Annotated in this window: 2 protein-coding genes; one reads left to right on the top strand and one right to left on the bottom strand. The window is 25.1% G+C overall.

Annotation, left to right across the window (positions count from 1 at the left end; translation table 11 throughout):
• Positions 1-160 precede the first annotated feature (160 nt).
• The gene (locus tag GBZ86_RS14190; RefSeq protein ID WP_152891742.1) at positions 161-1,705 is read right to left on the bottom strand and encodes a radical SAM protein; all 1,545 of its coding nucleotides are present in this window, start codon (positions 1,703-1,705) and stop codon (positions 161-163) included.
• A gap of 257 nt (positions 1,706-1,962) precedes the next feature.
• Between GBZ86_RS14190 and GBZ86_RS18690 the strand changes: the two genes are divergently transcribed.
• On the top strand, positions 1,963-2,538 hold the full coding sequence (locus GBZ86_RS18690) for an ATP-binding cassette domain-containing protein (RefSeq protein ID WP_327445275.1): 576 nt from the start codon (positions 1,963-1,965) through the stop codon (positions 2,536-2,538).
• The last annotated feature ends 693 nt before the right edge of the window (positions 2,539-3,231 follow it).

The raw sequence follows: 3,231 nt of genomic DNA, 5'->3' as shown, positions 1-3,231 counted from the left end.
TATTTTTAAAATCTTCTCATAGAAGGTCTTTTTGTTGTACCTAAAAATAATCTTTGATAGTTTTTAAAAATAATATTTTCAAAATAATATCTAACCTATTTTTTCATATTAAACTTTACACTATCTTCTAAAATTATATATAAATTAAATTACATATCAATTATTTCATATCCTTTAAACATTCTAATAGTTCAGGATTTTCTTCAAGGATTCTATGATACTCTTGAAGTGAATATTCTGCCATTCTTTTTTCATGAAAACACTTATTTTTTTTTGAAATTATATTAATTCCATTTTTATCATAGCACCTAGCATAACATAAGTTACAAAGTCTAACTGCCCAGCAATCCTTACAGTCTACTATTGATTTATCATTATATTCTTTTATATACTTTTCACGGATTAAATCAAAATTAATTCCATCATTTACATTACCTAATTTAGGGGCCTGTCCAATTTGTTCACAAACATGAAAATCTCCATTTGTTGTAACAAATAACTTTCTACTCCCCGGAACGCAACATCCGTTAAATGAATAATATGAAATAGGTTCATTAGAAAGTTGTCTATTTTGAATTTTTAAAAATGCTCTATGATTATTATTAGTAGAAAATAATTTTTTATCAGAAGGTTTATCTTTTTGCCAATTTTGAATTGGATTCCAATATTTAAGTGCTTCATCATTAGAAAGATTTTGTTTTGTTTTTATTTCAGAATTATCACCATAATCTACATAACTATACATAATAGTCATATCTGGATAAATATAAGGACAGGTGTCAATAAAATTTTGTATTCTATTAAACTTTTCATCGGTATATGGGTCTGCTACGACCATATTAATTAATATTTGTCCAAGTTTCTTTTCTCCATATGCTCTAGTTAAGTTGGCAAGCCCATCAATTGCTAATTTATGTGTTCCTTTATTGTCAATAGTAACTCTATTTTGATCGTGCGTTTCCTCATCACCATCAATACTGCAAACTACAGAAAAATTTGGTATTGATGCAAAGTAATTAGCTTTTTCTTGCGTCATTAAAGTTAAATTTGTTGTAATTGAATAAAAAATATTATTTTTGATATTTTTTGATTGCACATAATCAACGCAAGCCGTAATTAAATCAAATTGAATTAATGGCTCCCCCCCATAAAAAGTAAGATAAAAATCTTCTCCTTTTGCATGTTCAATACCATAATCAATAGCTTTTTTAGCTATATTTATATCCATATCATATTTTCCTTCAAAATTTCTAAATTTACCATTTTCATCTTGATAAATACAATATTTACAACGTAAATTACATTTTTCTGTTAATTCTAATGTAACCTGATTAAGATTATTATTTATACTATATTCCAATTGTGTTGTTTGAGGGCCTATCATTTCAAGTAAAGGAACTGCCTTCATTATATTTTCAACATTTATGGCATTTTCAAGTATATTCAATGATTTTAAAAGTTTACTTTCATCTATATCTAACTCTAATAAACTATCAATAGAGTTAGATTTCTCTAAACAATGTATAATTTGATAGACTAATTTTTCACATTCTAAAACTTTTCCTGTTCCTAAATCATAATAATAATATTTATTGTTTGTTTTAAATGCTTTTCCTAATCTACTAAAAGATTGTTTATTCTTTATATTTTCAATAAACTCTTTATAATAATTAAAATCTTTAGTTGTTATTTTTTGATTAGTCATTTTACCACATCCTCTATGTAATTACCATATTTTCTTTATATTACCATTTTCGCGAGGGTTGTAAATATATTTTGGTAAATTTGTATTATTTTATATAAAATAGTAAATTTTTAAAAAGTAACTTCTACTTTTTATTAAACAGAAGTTACTTATGTAAATAGTTGTACATAATTAAAATGATACTTGTACCTAACATATTAAGGAGGATTTTAATTATGTCAAAAAAATTTATGGTAATGGTTCTAGAAAAAGTATAGATAATAGGAAAAGATATAAGTTTTCCGGAGAATATAGGAATATTAATAGAAGAGCCGGCATTCATTCCAGAGTATACTGCATTTAAAAATTTAATAGGTGATTCTGAAATTGAGCAAGCCTTATTAGTAGTTTGGTTAGATCCTAAAAATAAAAAGTGTGTAAAAAAGTATTCTTTAGGAATGAAACAAAAATTAGGAATTGTTCAAGCTATAATGGAAGATCCTGAAATACTGATTTTAGATGAACCTATGAATGCATTAGATAATGATAGTAATGAAAGAATAAGGAATCTATTATTAGGATTTGAAGAAAATGGGAGAGTATTTATTAATCAAAAATTAACAGTATTGATTACTGTAGGTGTTAGTACTGTTAATTCAAGAAGTACAAGTTGGAATGAATTAAATGCTTATATAACTAATGTGAAAGATTCTATACTAAAAACTGAAGAAATACATTTATTTTATTCATTAAGATGGCAAATTGAGTTAATGTTTAAGATTTGGAAATCTCTTTTTAAAATTAATAAGATAAAAAAAGTAAAAATAGAACGCTTTAAATGTTTTAGAAGATAAAAATAAAGAAATAAGTAATTATAAATCCTTTGATAAAATTATAGAATATTTTCCTATAATAAGGCGAGAATTTTTTCGTGGTGAAGTAGCTATCACTGGTATTTTAAAAAGATTAATTTCTATTATAATCAAACTAGGCTTAAAATCAAATAGAAAGGGTAGAAAATCAACCAAAAAAATATTAGATTTAATAAATATATCAGATACTGTACTTATAAAATCAGTAATTTAACTGTTAATATCCTAACTAATTTGTATAAATATTACAAATTATAGCTAGGCTTTATTAAGTGAACCCAAAAAACGAAATTTTTCATATTTTTGAGAAAATTCAAGCTATCTTAGGATTAAATTGTAAATTGCCTCTCCTAAAATAGCTATTTAATCAAATTTACTTTTATTGGCTCTCTTAGCCTGATGGCTATGGGTCTCCACCCTATAAAAAAAAGAAATTGAAGGTTGCTATACTTTAAAAGTAGAGATTGGCGATAAATTAGCTGCATTATCGAAGTACTTAACATTAGCCCAAAAAGGTATCATAATCAATATTGATTATGATACCTTTTTTGTATTAATGAATACCACAGGTTTTACCTGTGGTTCTAAAAAGCTTATAGCTATGAGTAGAAAAAAATAAAACCTCCGATGTAAAATAATAGTAGGTTTGCCGACCAAAACTTAATTTTACAAGGA

Source organism: Clostridium tarantellae, assembly GCF_009295725.1.
Lineage (GTDB): Bacteria > Bacillota > Clostridia > Clostridiales > Clostridiaceae > Sarcina > Sarcina tarantellae.
The sequence above is the reverse complement of the archived record's forward strand: the minus strand, read 5'-3'. Positions and strand labels throughout refer to the sequence as shown.

Excerpts from the sequence above, each read along its gene's own strand:
- GBZ86_RS14190 (WP_152891742.1), bottom strand. The coding sequence starts at position 1,705 with ATGACTAATCAAAAAATAACAACTAAAGATTTTAATTATTATAAAGAG.